The sequence below is a fragment of the Pelagibaculum spongiae genome (genome assembly GCF_003097315.1).
Taxonomy (GTDB): Bacteria; Pseudomonadota; Gammaproteobacteria; order Enterobacterales; family Pelagibaculaceae; genus Pelagibaculum; species Pelagibaculum spongiae.
The window spans coordinates 1214076-1229771 of sequence record NZ_QDDL01000001.1 but is presented as its reverse complement, the minus strand read 5'-3'; the positions used below and the strand labels follow the sequence as shown (position 1 = coordinate 1229771).

Below are 15696 nucleotides of genomic sequence, written 5' to 3'. Positions count from 1 at the left end.
AAAATGAATCAACAAATCCATTTGTTTGGCGAGTCAGGCGGGTGAAACTGATAAAAGCCAGCCTGTGGTGGTTCGATAAAATGACTGTTATGTCAGTAAAGAAGCCCTCAGTTTGATTGAATACGGAGGGCAATCTTTATTTAACTCTAGATTTTTTTGTGGGCTTTGCCAGTATGTTGAGCCAGTATTTTCCCTAGCTTATCGGCAAACTGATCTACTGGTTGTCTTCCTTCCAAATAAGCGACCACTTCTGCATTTGGATTGACTACCACGACTTTGCCCGAATGATCCAATCCACCGTGCTGTGGGTTGGCTTGTTTAGATAAAGGCAAAAATAAAGCGTGGGAAAACTGACGAATTTGCTCAATAGGACCAGTTAACCCAGTTGACTGAATTTGATAGTTTGAAAGATAAGCTTTGAGCTGCGCAGGCGTATCGGTTTCAGGATCAACACTAATCAAAACTACTTTGGGTAGTTCCCCTGCCATTTTATGATTAGCAGCTTGTAGGGTTGCTAGGGTTTCTGGGCAAACAGCTGGGCAACTGGTAAATCCAAAAAATAGTATTTGCCATTGGCCTTTTAACATCGATTGATTTTGTAGCTGGCCGCTTTGGTCGGTCAAGCTGAAATCTGGCGTTGGCCGGGCATAGCTGAGCATGGCATCTGGTGCGGTATTGTTGCCGGTCATATTATGCTTGCTATGATCCATCGGTTTGCTCGATGTAGTCGTGCTGTGCTCGCCGTGGTCAGTTTGCGCATGTTGTCCCGGTTCACAGCCCATCAGCATGGCGATGGATAAACTTGCAACGGATAACAGTGATATTTTTATTTTTTTCATAACATGCGATCTCCAATCAGCAAAATGAATATGGCAAATAGCCAAATAATCGAATAGCGAAATGATTTAATTGCCTGTTTTCTTTCTTCTAGTGGGTCGGCTTCTTTAAATAATTTCCAACTGGAATATAAATAATGCATAACTAATGGAACCGCACCTGAAAGATATAGTAAGCCAGACATTCCGCTAAGCCATGGCAACAAACTAATAGGCACTAAGAGCAAGGTATAAAGTAACAGCATAAGTTTGGTGTAAGGCACGCCATGCGTTACAGGTAACATGGGTATGCCGGCTTTGGCATATTCATCTTTTCGATAAATCGCCAGTGCCCAAAAATGGGGCGGTGTCCAAGTAAAAATAATCAGTACTAATAAAAGCGCACCGCCATCAATACTATTGGTCACCGAGCTCCAGCCTAGTAGCGGTGGTGCTGCACCAGCCAAGCCACCAATGACAATGTTTTGCGGCGTTGCTCTTTTTAAATACAATGTGTAAACCAGTGCGTAACCAATCAAGCTGAAAAAAGTTAATATGGAAGTTAAAGGATTAACTGTCAGCCATAGTAAAGTTAAGCCAGTGAAACCTAGTAGACTGGCAAAAATTAAAACCTGATGTGCCGCCAGAGATTTTTTTACCAAAGGTCTTTTTTTAGTGCGATTCATTTTGGCGTCAATTCGATAATCAGCTAAATGATTAAATGCCGCAGCTGCACCGGCAGATAAACCAACCCCCAATAGTGAGCAGCTAATCAGCATAAAGCTGGCCGAAACGGGAGCCAATAAAATGCCTACCCATTGAGTAATCAGCATCAGCAACACGACCTTGGGTTTACATAGTTCCAGGTAGTCTTTCCAACTGGCTGTTTGCACGGATTGTTCGGAAATAGTTTTGATCGGTATATCGGTTGCAGCGCTCTGATCACCGGCGGTTGATTGAGCTGAAAGCAGTTCTTGACTCATGAGTTCACCTTTAATTCAATGAAAGCTGACGGCTGATCGGTAAGGTTTTCAGTTGAGAGACAGATTGGAATTGGCGACTAAACCAATATAAATCGGCGACGCTAATTAATAGCAAGGCGGCAATGCCATTGTGAGCAACCGCTATCGGTAGCGGTAGCAGAAATAAAATATTGCTAACGCCTAGGCTGATTTGAAGTAATAAAAAACTAAAAATAGCGATCGCATATTGATGCTGTTTTAATTTTAATAGTTGCCAGCAAAGAGTTAACAAACAAACACCGACGATACAGGCACCTAAACGATGGCTTAAATGAATCGCTGTACGAGAAGGTTCGTCCAGCAAACCGCCAAGCCAATTTTTACTCGGGTCACCAAACAAATCAAAGCCGTTAATAAAGTCAGTGTTCGGCAACCATTGGCCGCGACACATCGGCAGGTCAGGACAAATTAATGCTGCATAATTAGTGCTGGTCCAGCCGCCAAGGAAAATCTGCCCAATCACCAGCAATAAACTGATTTTTGCCAAGCGAGATAAAGCGGGGGGGAAATCTGAAATGCCTAGCGTGACGTATTGATCTCGGTAATACAGCCATAACAAAGTTAAGGTAGCAAAGCCGCCAAAAAGGTGTGCCGTAACAATGATGGGCAGCAAGCCAAGGGTTACTGTCCACATACCTAATAATCCTTGGAAAATTACTAACCCCAGCAAGCCAAATGGGAATTTTTTATTTGCGGTAGGTTTTTTAATCGTCAATATCGCTAGCAATAAAATTAAAAACCCTACCAAAGAAGCTAAATAACGATGGACCATTTCAATCCATGCCTTTGCAGGTTCGATGGGTTGCTCTGGATAAAGGCTTTGTGAATGAAGGTCATTAATGTGGGGTACCACAAGCTTTCCATAGCAGCCAGGCCAATCGGGGCAGCCTAATCCCGAATCAGAAAGTCTGGTGTAAGCACCGAGCATGACTAAACAAAAAGTTAAGAATATGGTCAGTAGTAATATTTTTAACTGTATCGGTCGCGTTTTAGTTGGTTGAGATTTAATACTGCGTTTTTTTAGCGCAAGCTTTACGGGTAAAAGCTTCGTTTGGTTTGCTAACATCAGCCGATCCTCGACAATTTAAGCAGGTGCTTTATATCTGAAAGAATGCCTTTAGCTTTTTTCTGAGTCGGCGTATTGATTTGGTCGCCAGCCTTGGGTAGTTCTTGGTTAGAAATTGGCCATTTGATTAACAAGTTACCCAGTGGATCAATCAATACCATATAAGCGGTTTGTTGATTGGTCATTTGAGAAGGTAAGTTGATTGAGCTTTCGACAGGGTTAATATCGACGATCAGTTGTGCCATTTGAACAGCTGTTAATTTAAGTTGTTGTAACTTTGGGTGCAGCGCTAGTACTTGTTTATCAGTGACTAAATCAGTAGAAGACAGCAGTAGATAATCTAACCGGTCTTGATGCTTGCCGAGGGAAGTTTGTATTTGTCTTAGCAAAAATAACTGTTGCTGACAGGCTTGCTGGCACAGGTCTGTTTGCAGTAATGCCAGTTTCCATTGGCGGTCATGCTTTTCAATTAAAGTAGCGGTTGCCAGTGGTGGAGATAATAAAACCCCATGGTTTCTGGTATCGCTAACCGGTGTAATGTTGCTATAAAATAAAATGCTCGCAACAATAAAAGGTAGAAAAAATAACAAGGCTAATGATAAAAGCTGTATTTTTTTATTCATCTTAAACTAAACCTCAATGGCTGCCATTTTGATTGCTGTTAGGTGTATTTTGGTTGTCATCATTTTCTGGTTTCAAGGCGGTACCAAGCCAAAGTAGCACTAGCGTCAGCGCTAATAGAAACCATTGAACGGCATAGCCAAAATGCCGTTCTGGTGGCAGCTGATCTCTTTGCCAATCACGGCGCCATCCAAAATCTGCGTCGGGCGATAGCATTAAAATCATCGGAGAAAATTGGTTGCCACTGAGTTGCTCGATTAACTCGCGTTTTGGATTTTGAATGATTCTAGGCCAAGTTTCGTCTGGTGTTTCAGGGCCAAGTTGAAAGAAACTTTTAGGCCACTCTCTGGTGTAAGCTTCTAGTAGCTGGTTGTTTTTTGGTAATTCAATGCTGGGCTTAATTGCTTGATGAATTGCAGTAGCCGAAGTTGAATTCTTATTGCCGGTGTACGGCGGTTTTTCGATCCAGCCCATATTGACCAGCCATTTTTTACCAATGAAGCTGGTTGCTTGTGGGCCGTCTTCTGCCTGCCAAATAGCTAGAACTTCATAGCCAACTCTGCCATCGCGGGTTCGGTTGTCTAACAGAAAAAAACTTTTTAGAAACTGACCTTTGGATAAAATTCTTGCAGGTGGTGGGCTATGTAGCGCCTGCTCCAAAGAGGCGGGCACTGCTTGTTTTGCAAAATCTATATTGCTTTGGCTTTCTTTTTTAAGCATGCCTTTTTCAAACTGCCAGCTGCCAAGAAATACCAGTAAAGGCAGAAAAATAATCACGGCAAGTGTTGCTCCAACAGATGGACGTAACTGCCAGCCAGATAGCGGCAAGCAAAAAAGTGGCTTGCGTAAATGATCTATCAGAGCTATCTGTTTTGACATGAATATCCTTTTTAAAATACTGACTGTTGCGCTGCTGCTAATTATTTTGTTTAGCCTTTTTCGAGCGCTTTTTATTATGGTTGCCGGTAAAAGTGCTTCTGGAGCGACCGTTAAAGCACTGAGCTGGAGAATTGGCTTGTCTGTTTGCCTGTTCTTAATGCTGGTATTGATGAAGCTTTATTTTGTAAGTTAGAAAGCCTTATTTGATAAAACAGACGCCATCAGAGAAAAACTTTTGCTGAGTGCAAAATGTCGAATGGCGCGAGTGGTTCTAACCAATAGAATCTAAAGCATTCAGATCGATTTAAATCCAATAGACAAATACAAATAATAGTAGCCAGACCACGTCAACGAAGTGCCAATACCAAGCAACTGCTTCAAAGCCAAAGTGCTGTTCTTTACTAAAATGCCCCTTCATGCAACGAATTAAAATAATTAGTAACATAATGGTGCCGATAGAGACATGCAGGCCATGAAAGCCAGTCAACAGATAAAAAGTTGAACCATAAATACCGGAGCTTATTGTTAATCCCAAATCATTCCATGCATGCCCATATTCAAGAATTTGAAAAAAAACAAACGCAATGCCGAGTAGTACCGTAGCTAATAATCCTGAAATAAGTTGCGTTCGATTATTTTTAATCAATCCCCAGTGAGCAACAGTAAGCGTCACCCCAGATATAAGAAGAATACCAGTGTTTAATGCAGGTAAACCCCACGCGCCCATTGCCTGCTGTGGGCCATTAAAAGCACTGTTGTCAGGGTTGGTAAGTAATGGCCACATATTTTGAAAGTCTGGCCAGAGTAGTTCTGCTGTCATTACATTATTACTTGCACCATCTAGCCATGGCAGTGCAAAAATTCTGACATAAAATAGCACACCAAAAAATGCAGCAAAAAACATCACTTCAGAAAAAATAAACCATGCCATGCCCCAGCGAAACGAGCGATCCATCTGGTCAGAATAAAGGCCTGACATGGACTCTCGAATCACGTCACGGAACCAACCAAACAACATAAAGATTGTAATGCCGATGCCTGCTAGTAGCATGAGTGAGCTACCACCGCGCAGTGACAGTACGACGCCAAGAGCCAATGTGGTTAGGCCTATACAGCCCACCAGCGGCCAATAGCTATGGGGGGGAACGTAATAGCTGGGAGGTGTATCGCTCATCAGTTATATTCCTTGTTAAATCTCTTTGTTTAATGTTTGCTCTGGAATAGATGGTTTAGTTTCATCATCTAGCAGCGGCAAATTAAACAATGTGTATGAAAGTGTTAGGGTATGATAATCAGTTGGAATTTGTGGATCGACAAAGAAAAATAGCGGCATAGAGACTGTTTCTCCTGCCGCTATTGTTTGTTGTTCGAAGCAGAAGCATTCAATTTTATGTAAATAGCTAGCGCTTAATCCGGGAGATATACTGGGGACGGCCTGTAATCGAATATCTTTATCGCTGTTATTAATGGCAGTAAAATTGACTCGATATTCTTGACCTGGCCAGACTGATATTTGCCGGGTGTCAGGTGCAAAATCAATGATCATCCCTTCATTAAGGCTGGTAATGAATTGCACCGAAACTTGGCGGCTTTTATTTATTTCTCTTATATCGCTACTGGCGAGCGAGTAATTTTTACCGTTAATACCAGTGATATCGCAAAACACATCGTACAAAGGCACTAGTGCAAAGCCAAAACCAAACATACCTAAGGTAAATGCTAATAGCTGCAGAATCAGCTTGCGGTTTTTATTCCGCAAGCTGCCCTGTGGTGGTGAATCTATTGGGTTAGAAATATCAGTTGGCCGTGGCATTTTGTAAATGTTTCCGCATCTGGTCTACTTGATTTCTGGTGGTGTGGTAAAGCTGTGATAGGGCGCAGGAGATGCAATCGTCCACTCCAAGCCTTCAGGTTGTTCCCAAACCTTGTCGGTTGCTTTTTTGCCGTTGCGCATGCTGATTAATACATTGACCAATAATATTAACTGGGCACCGCCGAAGAAAAATGCACCGATACTGGCGATCTGATTAAAGTCAGCGAACTGCAATGCATAATCTGGAATTCTTCTGGGCATGCCAGCTAAACCAAGAAAGTGCATTGGAAAGAAAGTGACGTTAACCGCGATAGCTGAAACCCAAAAATGAAGTTTTCCAAGGAATTCGTTATACATTCGCCCAGTCCATTTCGGATACCAGTAATAGACTGCGGCCATAATCGAGAAAACCGCACCGGGCACTAATACATAATGGAAATGCGCAACTACGAAATAGGTATCGTGATATTGAAAATCAGCCGGGACGATAGCTAACATTAATCCTGAAAAACCACCAATGGTAAATAAGAATACAAAGGCAATCGCAAACAACATAGGCGTTTCAAAGGTCAGTGAACCGCGGAACATGGTGGTGATCCAATTGAAAACCTTCACCCCGGTCGGCACTGCAATCAGCATGGTGCAGTACATAAAAAATAGTTCGCCAAATACCGGCATGCCGGTGGTGAACATATGGTGCGCCCAGACAACAAATGATAATAATGCGATTGAACTGGTGGCATAAACCATCGAGCTATACCCAAACAGTTTTTTACGGCTAAAAGTCGGAATTATCTCAGATACAATACCAAATGCTGGCAAGATCATAATGTAAACTTCCGGGTGGCCGAAGAACCAGAAAATATGTTGGAACATTACCGGGTCGCCGCCGCCTGCTGCATCAAAAAATGCTGTCCCAAAATGTCGGTCGGTTAATATCATGGTGACGGCACCAGCTAAAACTGGCATTACGGCAATTAACAAGAAAGCGGTAATTAACCAGGTCCAGACAAAAATTGGCATTTTCATCATAGTCATGCCAGGTGCACGTAAATTCAAAATAGTCGCAATCACGTTGATGGCGCCCATGATCGAACTAATCCCCATTAAGTGAACTGATACAACAAAGAAATCCGTACTGGCTGGGCCATATTTAGTTGAAAGCGGCGCGTAAAAAGTCCAACCAAAGTTAGGCGCAGGGCCTGGAAGCACCAGGGTGCTGAGCAATATGGTGAAAGCGCAAACCAATAACCAAAAACTCCAGTTATTCATTCTTGGTAAGGCCATGTCAGGCGCACCAACCATCATTGGAATTAACCAGTTAGCTAATCCGACAAATGCAGGCATAACTGCACCGAAGACCATAATCAGCCCGTGCATGGTGGTTAACTGGTTGAAAAACTCTGGTTGAACTATTTGCAAACCGGGCTGGAACAATTCTGCACGAATAAACAAAGCGAGCACGCCGCCGATTATTAACATGGCAAAACTGAACCATAAATACATGCTGCCAATATCTTTATGGTTAGTGGTGAGCAACCAGCGTTTAAAGCCAGTCATTTTATGGTGATGACTATCGTCGGTGGCGGTAGTGTCCATCGTCGACCTCACTTAGTGTTAGCGGCTTTAAATTGAGCAACATCGGAAGGTTGTACTATCTCTCCGGTATCGTTACCCCATGCATTTCTTTCATAGGTAATCACTGCGGCAATATCGACATCGGATAATTGAGCGCCAAAGGCTTGCATTGCGGTACCTGCTTTGCCGTTGTAAACAATATCAAGATGTTTCTCGATGGGGCCTTTAATCAGTGGTGTATCGACAAGTCCTGGAAATGCCCCGGGAATGCCCTGGCCCGTTGGTTGGTGGCAAGCTTGGCAATTGGTGGCATAAACTTGTTGGCCTTGTTTCATCAAATCGGCCATGGTCCAAGTCTTTTTACCGGAATCGGCACTGGCAGATTTTGCTGATAATTGTTGGCCGATCCATTCTTGGTAATCAGATTCACTTCTTGCATCAATTACAACGGGCATAAAACCGTGGTTAACACCGCAAAGCTCAGTACATTGGCCGCGATAAATGCCAGGCTGCTCAATGGTTGCCCATGCTTCGTTGATAAAACCGGGAATGGCATCTTTTTTAACGCCTAATGCAGGAACCCACCAAGAGTGAATGACATCTGCTGCAGTAAATAGAAAGCGGATCTTTTTGCCAACAGGAATGACTAGCGGGTTATCAACTTCTAATAGATAGTTCTCTTGTTTTTCGGCTTTATTATTAATTTGATCTTGGGGCGTTGAGAGGTTAGAAAAGAAGCTGATGTCGGAATCAAGGTAATGATATTTCCATTTCCATTGGTAGCCGGTGATTTGAATATCGATGTCAGAAGCGCTGGCATCTTCCATATACAGCAGTGTTTTAGTCGCAGGAATCGCCATTCCAATTAATATTGCTAAAGGAACCAGTGTCCATATGACTTCAACTGTCGTATTTTCATGGAAATGGGCCGCTTTAGCACCAGCAGATTTTCGATAACGGAATATTGAATAAAACATCACACCAAAAACCACTATGCCAATAAGACAACAAATAATGAAAATGGTGGAGTGTAAAGAATAAATCTGCTGACTGACTGGCGTTACTCCCGGCTTAAGATCTAGCTGATATTCAGCTAGCAGTAAGGAGGGAAAGATACACAGTAGTCCGATAAAAACGTGAACAATGCGTTGCATAAAATACCCGTTCATAACCTGCATTCTCTTTATGGTTATTTAAAGAGCCCTTTTCAGGTGCAGGCATGTGATTGGTTGATAGGTTTTGGTGAGATATCTTGAAAACCAGAAACCAGCTGTAATCAGCATTTTTTTATTTCGTTGTTTGCTGATGGGGATAACTAATAGTCAACAATATCCAATTTCACAAAATAGAATTTATCTTAAAGTGAGAATGCGCCTAGCCTAGTGAATACGGTTTACTGGTTTAGTTATTTTCCAAAATTATTTTTATGGGTCTATTTAATAAATTTGAGTAGATTGCACTCAGCGTTTCCGAATTGGGTAGCGCAAATATGTCTTGAAATTACATCTCGAAGTTGTGCAAGCTCCAGAAGCCTTATGCAAAGTAAGTTATTGCAATTAGTTGTTTTTGTTCTCTTAAAGAACTAGTCGGCAATTTTGATATTTGATGTTTGAACAGGTAATGCTGATATGATTTTCAGCTAGAGTTACAACACAAGTGCAATTAGTACTCAATTCAATGTTATGCCATTAGGAGTTTTTATGCAGGTAATGGCTTATTTAATATTTTGTGGTGAATGCGAGCAGGCATTGACCTTTTATCAGCAAGCATTAGATGCAAGACTAGAATTTATGGTTCGCTTTGAAGATAGCCCAGATCAAAGCTGTTATCCGAAAGGAGCAGAGCGACAAATTATGCATGCAAGTCTGATGATTGGAGATAGTAGAATCATGCTGTCGGATGATCCTGAAGTGCATCATAAGGGGCACCATGGTTTTGCGTTGACGATTTCTTTAAAAGATATGTCTCAAGGTAGGAAGGTCTTCAATGCGCTGGCAGCAGGTGGTGAAGTTAAAATTCCTTTTGAACAAAGTGATTGGTCGGAAGGTTTTGCACTGGTTCATGACCAATTCGAAATCCCTTGGATGATCAATGTTGCTGTTACACAGTAGAACGCACACTTAAACCACTTCAATACCCCGCTTATTTTCTAATTGCCAGCATACAAAATTGCTTCGCGTATAATTAGCGATGCTTTAGCGTTGATTGCTCCATGCGAATTCTGTGTTCAAGTGCTTTCTACTCTGATTATTCTAATAAACACTTGCCAAGTTTGATGCTATTTGACAGTTGCCGGTTTAAAATGGCGACGATTTTTTTGATGCCAGTCGTTCTGGCAAAAGGCGTAGTAGTCAGTGAAGGGTTTGGTAGGAAATATCTTGGGAAGTACCATGGAAAGTGCTGATGGACATTCACCGAGCAATTGGCGGCAAGTCATTGCTGACACCTTGCGTAGGCAACATCGATTGATGATTGTGCTAGAGGGTGATGATGATTGGGGTAGAGCGCTGGCAACTGAATTAAGCCAAGCCAGCGACAACTCAGTCTGGTTGTCTGACTCAGCGCCTGAGTTGGCAAATGTTCCTGCCAAGGGAAGGACCGATCAATGGCTAGGGCGTGAAACGCATTGGTTAGTGGTGGATTGTTTTAGTGGCTTTGATCCCGATGCGATTGGCGCTTTATCTGGAACATTGGTTGCTGGCGGCGTTTTGTTATTTATTGTGCCCAAGCTTGCAGAGTGGTCGAATTTTAATGACCCCTATTGTAAAAAATTACTCTCATGGCCCGACGAACAATTAACCACTTCTGATTTATACCTTTCACGAGTGAGTGCGCTTTTTCAAAAAAAATACCAGCAGCAATCAGTGATTAATATTCGACAAGCTGATATGAAAATTGATACAGATAAAACATTCATTTCTGAATTATCTGCAGAACTTTATCGATTGAAAAAATATAGCGCGAATCGAAAAACACTGACCACTGCAGATCAGCAGTCGGCTATTTCAATTATTAAAGCGCTACAAAAAAAAACTAGCAGCTTAATGTTAACTGCTGACAGGGGGCGAGGGAAATCCAGTGCCATGGGAATTTCTGCTGCTAGTTATTTGGCTGAAGGCAAGTCAGTATTGGTTACTGGCCCAAGAACCGTAGCCGCAGATGAGGTTTTTTTTCATGCTGAACAAGAACTAGCGAAAATTGCTCCAGACCTTGAAAGTAATCTGAAATTTATTGCGCCTGATTTATTGCTACAAGAAAAACCCAAGGCAGATTTATTGCTAGTTGATGAAGCTGCTGCAATTCCTTTGCCCATGTTATTGCAAATGCTGGCGCACTGGCCAAGTATTGTTTTTGCCAGTACCACTCACGGTTATGAAGGCAGCGGTCGAGGATTTTCACTCAAATTTTCTGCACTAGCAGCTAGCAGCAGTGCTGGTTGGCAAACATTAGAAATGTTTGCGCCGATTCGCTGGGGGGAAGGTGATCCAACCGAGCAATTTATTAGCCAACTGTTATTAATGGATGCTGAACCATCGAGCTTAAATTTTCCCGCTAAAAAACAGCTTGCCGACAAGTGCGCAGTTGAAATTAATGCAATTTCAGCTGAAGCGCTGGTGAATGATGAAAAACTGTTGCAGCAAACTTATGGGCTATTGGTTCAGGCACATTACCAAACCCAGCCAAGTGATTTGCGATTGATGCTAGGCAATCCAAAAATAACCATTCTACTAGCAAGAGCGACTGAATATGATCATTTGGTCGTCGGCGTATTATTGGCAATTGAAGAAGGGGGCTTTCCTGTATTACTAGCTCAAGATATCTGGCTCGGGAAACGACGGCCAAGGGGGCATTTATTAGCTCAATCTCTTGCAGCTCACGCCGGTTATAAAGACGCGCCATTGCAAAAAGGTTTAAGAGTTAGTCGTATTGCAGTATTGCCACAATTTCAGCAGCACAATGTTGGTAGCCAATTATTGCAAAAACTAAAAGTGCAAGCGGATGGCTACGACTGGCTAGGCACTAGCTTTGCAGCCAGTGCAGCGTTAGTCGATTTCTGGCATAAAAATTTATACCAAGCGATTCGAATGGGCATTAGTAAAGATGCCGCTAGCGGTCATCATTCGCTACAAATGCTATTGCCATTATCTGCTGCTGCGTGTGAAATGACCCAATGCTTATCTTGCTATTTCAATCGTCAGCTACCGGAGTTGATAGCAAAAGGTGATGTTGAATTAGATACTGATTTACAAAATAAACTTATTAAATTATCTAATGCATCGATTAATGATTCGGATAAAAACTTGCTTGCTCTGGATTGGTTGAATTTAATTAGTTTTAGTCGAGGGTATAGAAGCTTCGAGCTTTCTAGATTATCAATTGCTTTGTTATTGGATCATAAGTTCCGAAAAGGAAGCCTTTCTCAACAACAGCTAAATAGCATATCAAATAATCTGCAGGTGCCGAAAGTTGGAAAGAAAAGCTGGTTGAAGCAATTAAGAAAAACCATCAGCGCTGAAGTAGAGCATGAACTAGAAAGCGAGCTCGTAGTTCTTTGGAAATCAGTAAGTTGATATTTATAACAGTGGATTGAAGGAGATTAATTGTAGTGACTACTGTTTTTGAACTTTTTGAAAGCAAATAATATACTTCCTATTAATAAAAGAAATAAACCTAGCCAAATCGTAATTCCTCCACCGCCTGCTTGTATTTTTAACGCTTGCTTGTTTTCCAGCATTGCTGAAGGCCAGTTGCGATTGAGAATAATGCTATTGCCAATTAAATCTGGCAAACCATCTCGGTTCAAGTCAGCAATCAATAGTGGCGTTTGAATCTTCGCTGCAATTGGAATTAATTGCAGGCCATTTTCACTAGTTCGATACACGGTAATGCCACCGTGCTGTGCCACTAACAATTCTTGGTAGCCGTCGCCGCCAATATCTAATGCCAAAAGCTGATCAACATACCCGGTTAACAATTGCTGCTGGCTGACATTAAATAATCCTTGGCCATTATTTAAGTAAATTTTTAAGTTCCCCCATTGTGTGCGATGAGTGCTTTGTTCACTTGCGTCAGCATTGGGTTGATTAGAAAAGATTAAATCATCATATCCATCTCGGTTGACATCTAGTGCGGTAATTGCAGTACTTAACAGGTCTTCACCAATGTCTTGTCGATCAGTAAATCGATTGGCGATAGGACTATTTTTTGCTAGCCAGATATTGTTTTGGCCCTTTTTTGCCAGAATAATATCTAGTCGTTTGTCGCCATTAATATCATGGAAGATACCATCTCGAGTATCACCGAGCGTTAGAAAAGACGCAGATGTTGAATGTGCAGCATTTTGAGGGTAAGAAAAATAATACAACCAAGATGACCGACCTTCACTAGCAATAAATAAATGTTCTAGCCCCAGGTTTTGCCCTTCTGCAAGGTCTTGGTCAACATCAGCACTAATCCATTTTTTAGTTTCAGCACCGTCACTGTTGGCATCAACAATAAATGATTCGTAAAAAGGGGTGTTGGCAGGTAAAAATGCTGCAGGAGTAAATTCTGACAATCTTCCGTCAACATCCAGCTGCTTTTGTGTGCTTATTTGATAAGAACCCGTGCTAGAAAATCCAAGTAGTAACTCTGGCGTACTTTTAGCAAAATCGTTATTGATTTCAGCTAAAGCAGTAACCGGTTGATTCGTTGCAAATATATAACGATTGTCATCAGGTAGGGTTAAATTACCTTGTCCATCATTCAAATAAACAACGCCGGTGCTGTCAGTGCGAGTCACTACTAAATCGGGGCCTTTTTGGTTATCTACATCCAAAGCTAGCTTTGTTAATGCGTTTTCAAACCGAGGTTTCTGCCGATAAGTGTTAGCTGATAATGCAATCCATTGGTTAGCTCGAGTAATTGAGCCGATATTGGGGTTTTTTAATAGCGTCTTGCTAGTAATAATCCCCGCACCATCAGTTGTTAATTCAAAAACTAAGCTGTGTTTCTTTGATGCTTTGTGTTTTTTTAGAGAAATAATACAAGAAAAATTTGTTGTCTGCAGCTCTAATAGTTGATCCCCGTTGGCTGTTTTTTTCGATGCTTTTCTTTGGCTAGATTTCTGGCAACTATCTGGGGCGTTATTAACTTGTACCGCACCTGAAAATTCAACATCGACTGCTAAATTAACTGATTGATTAAAATTAGATGTAGTTAGTTGAATTGTTTGAGTAAAAGACTCGCTCGGATCAAAATAGAATCGATCTTGCATTTGAGAAATACTAACTTGCGATGCCGAAGCATGCGTAGCTATTAAAAGTATTACAACAAATAGCGAAGAACAATTTATTTTATTCATTGGTATCTATTTCTTCTTTTGAATGATTAGATTTTTTCACTCTAACGAGCACAATGGTGATAAGAATAAGCAGACTAGCGATACCAAGATAACCTTGAAATGATCCGCTACCAATTGATTGCGAATATGGAGTTGTAATTATTGGGTCAGGTTCCAAGATCGGCGGTGACGAAATTACAATAGGTAATGGTTCTGTTATTTCAGTATTTAAGTAGATTCGATCTCCGGCAATATCCATAAGACCATCTTGATCAAAATCTGCTAACACTAAAGGTGCTTTTATCTCAATAGATAGCGGAGAATACACCAGCCCTTGTGCACTACTTTTATAAAGAGAGAGCTGGTCTAGTTGAGAGACAATTAGTACGTCATTTCCATCACCGTAGAGATCGGCAACTAATAATTGATCAACTTCTGAAGTTAATATTATTTGTGAGCTTTTGCTGAAATTTGCTGCACCATCGTTAAGATAAATAGATAACTGCTCACTTGGAAGATTATTCAGTTGAACTTGATCGGCAAAAATTAGATCAGAGTCGCCATCCCTATCAACGTCTATTGCAGCAATTGCACGACTCAGCAAGGCTGATCCTAAACCAACTTGATTAGGAAAGCGGCTTGCTATAGCAGCATTTTCTGCCAGCCAAAACATGTTAGTGCCATTTTTAGCTAGAACAATATCCAGTCGATTGTCATTGTTTAGATCTGCAAAAATACCATCGTAAGTTGTTCCAGTAGTAAGCTGAATTGACGGGCGATTGACTGTAGTAAAATCTGGGTAGGAATAGTAAAGCAAATGAGCACCATTATTATCTCGAGAGATATAAATGTGTTCATATCCAGTGTTGGCATTCTCACCTTGGTCAGAGTCAATATCTTCAAATATTATTTTTCTTGGTTTGCCTAAACCAGATGAGCTATTTTTTTGAAGGTAAGGATCTATGCTGGAATAAAAAAGTGTGTTTGCCGGTATTCTTGCATTTTCAACGCCGGTTCTGGTTGACGCTTCTAATAAAGCACCGGCTTTCATTAAATATAATGAACTCGCAATATTGTGTGAAAATAATTCAGAAGCACTCGTTGGATCATCATTATTCATGACCGTTAATGCATAGCCATCTAACACTGCACTAATAAAGTACCGGTTATCATTGGGGAGAGATAAAACGCCATTGCCATTATTTAAGTAAGTTCGTCCATATCCATGGCCACTTGACGGTAAATAAGCAATAGTTAAATCTGACCCATTTTGTTGATCAGGATTATGTGCAACGATTGCTTGAGTATTTCCAAACTGTGCAGGTTTGTTTAATTTTTCTGTGGAGTAACCTATCCAGATATTCTTATTGTCGGATAAATCGTCATCTTGATTATTACTATTTGAAAGGATAGCGGTAGTAGTTAATTGACCGTGCTGATTGGTTGTCAGGTCAATAGTTAGTGTGCTGGTTTCAGCTGCGATATGGGGGAATAATGAAATGGAACAATCAACTTGTTGGTTATTAATTTGCTGGCAGTTGTCTGGCAGTTGGTTAACATCCAATGGGCCTGAAAAATCC

General features: G+C 41.3%; 14 protein-coding genes. 3 read left to right on the top strand and 11 right to left on the bottom strand.

Annotated features, from left to right (window positions below; all coding sequences use genetic code 11):
• Nucleotides 1–146: 146 nt before the first annotated feature.
• From DC094_RS05335 to DC094_RS05315, 5 genes are all read right to left on the bottom strand, one after another.
• On the bottom strand, nucleotides 147–839 hold the full coding sequence (locus DC094_RS05335) for an SCO family protein (protein ID WP_116686017.1): 693 nt from the start codon (nucleotides 837–839) through the stop codon (nucleotides 147–149).
• Nucleotides 836–1798 (bottom strand): heme o synthase, encoded by a 963-nt coding sequence (gene cyoE, locus DC094_RS05330; protein WP_116686016.1) that lies wholly within the window; start codon nucleotides 1796–1798, stop codon nucleotides 836–838. The genes DC094_RS05335 and cyoE overlap by 4 nt, the downstream gene beginning before the upstream one ends.
• A 10-nt stretch (nucleotides 1799–1808) precedes the next feature.
• The gene (locus DC094_RS05325; protein WP_422615580.1) at nucleotides 1809–2795 is read right to left on the bottom strand and encodes a COX15/CtaA family protein; all 987 of its coding nucleotides are present in this window, start codon (nucleotides 2793–2795) and stop codon (nucleotides 1809–1811) included.
• Between the two features lie 107 nt (nucleotides 2796–2902).
• A complete protein-coding gene (locus DC094_RS05320; RefSeq protein ID WP_116686014.1) occupies nucleotides 2903–3526 on the bottom strand; it encodes a redox-active disulfide-containing membrane protein in 624 nt (207 codons plus the stop codon).
• Nucleotides 3527–3539: 13 nt separating this feature from the next.
• Nucleotides 3540–4403, bottom strand: a complete 864-nt coding sequence (locus DC094_RS05315) for an SURF1 family protein (protein ID WP_116686013.1) — start codon at nucleotides 4401–4403, stop codon at nucleotides 3540–3542.
• Here DC094_RS05315 and DC094_RS22825 point away from each other — a divergent pair.
• Nucleotides 4402–4596, top strand: a complete 195-nt coding sequence (locus DC094_RS22825) for a DUF2909 family protein (protein WP_206605569.1) — start codon at nucleotides 4402–4404, stop codon at nucleotides 4594–4596. The two genes, DC094_RS05315 and DC094_RS22825, sit on opposite strands and share 2 nt — an antisense overlap.
• A 111-nt stretch (nucleotides 4597–4707) precedes the next feature.
• Here DC094_RS22825 and DC094_RS05305 read toward each other — a convergent pair whose 3' ends face one another.
• Genes DC094_RS05305 through coxB form a run of 4 tightly spaced genes read right to left on the bottom strand, consistent with a single transcriptional unit; the run spans nucleotide 4708 to nucleotide 8963 of the window.
• A complete protein-coding gene (locus DC094_RS05305; protein WP_116686012.1) occupies nucleotides 4708–5577 on the bottom strand; it encodes a cytochrome c oxidase subunit 3 in 870 nt (289 codons plus the stop codon).
• Between the two features lie 15 nt (nucleotides 5578–5592).
• On the bottom strand, nucleotides 5593–6216 hold the full coding sequence (locus DC094_RS05300; RefSeq protein ID WP_116686011.1) for a cytochrome c oxidase assembly protein: 624 nt from the start codon (nucleotides 6214–6216) through the stop codon (nucleotides 5593–5595).
• Between the two features lie 24 nt (nucleotides 6217–6240).
• Nucleotides 6241–7815, bottom strand: a complete 1575-nt coding sequence (ctaD, locus tag DC094_RS05295) for a cytochrome c oxidase subunit I (protein ID WP_116686010.1) — start codon at nucleotides 7813–7815, stop codon at nucleotides 6241–6243.
• Nucleotides 7816–7823: 8 nt separating this feature from the next.
• Nucleotides 7824–8963 (bottom strand): cytochrome c oxidase subunit II, encoded by a 1140-nt coding sequence (gene coxB / locus DC094_RS05290; protein ID WP_241503967.1) that lies wholly within the window; start codon nucleotides 8961–8963, stop codon nucleotides 7824–7826.
• A gap of 531 nt (nucleotides 8964–9494) precedes the next feature.
• On the opposite strand from coxB, the gene DC094_RS05285 reads away from it, so the two are divergent.
• A complete protein-coding gene (locus DC094_RS05285) occupies nucleotides 9495–9905 on the top strand; it encodes a VOC family protein (protein ID WP_158527220.1) in 411 nt (136 codons plus the stop codon).
• Nucleotides 9906–10184: 279 nt separating this feature from the next.
• A complete protein-coding gene (locus tag DC094_RS05280) occupies nucleotides 10185–12365 on the top strand; it encodes a tRNA(Met) cytidine acetyltransferase TmcA (RefSeq protein WP_116686007.1) in 2181 nt (726 codons plus the stop codon).
• Between the two features lie 26 nt (nucleotides 12366–12391).
• Here the strand turns inward: DC094_RS05280 and DC094_RS05275 are convergent, their stop codons facing one another.
• Both DC094_RS05275 and DC094_RS05270 read right to left on the bottom strand, forming a co-directional pair.
• Nucleotides 12392–14137, bottom strand: a complete 1746-nt coding sequence (locus tag DC094_RS05275; protein WP_116686006.1) for an FG-GAP repeat domain-containing protein — start codon at nucleotides 14135–14137, stop codon at nucleotides 12392–12394.
• Entirely contained in the window at nucleotides 14130–15680 is a 1551-nt protein-coding gene (locus tag DC094_RS05270) for an FG-GAP repeat domain-containing protein (protein ID WP_158527219.1), read from the bottom strand. Before DC094_RS05270 ends, DC094_RS05275 begins: the two co-directional genes overlap by 8 nt.
• Nucleotides 15681–15696 lie beyond the last annotated feature (16 nt).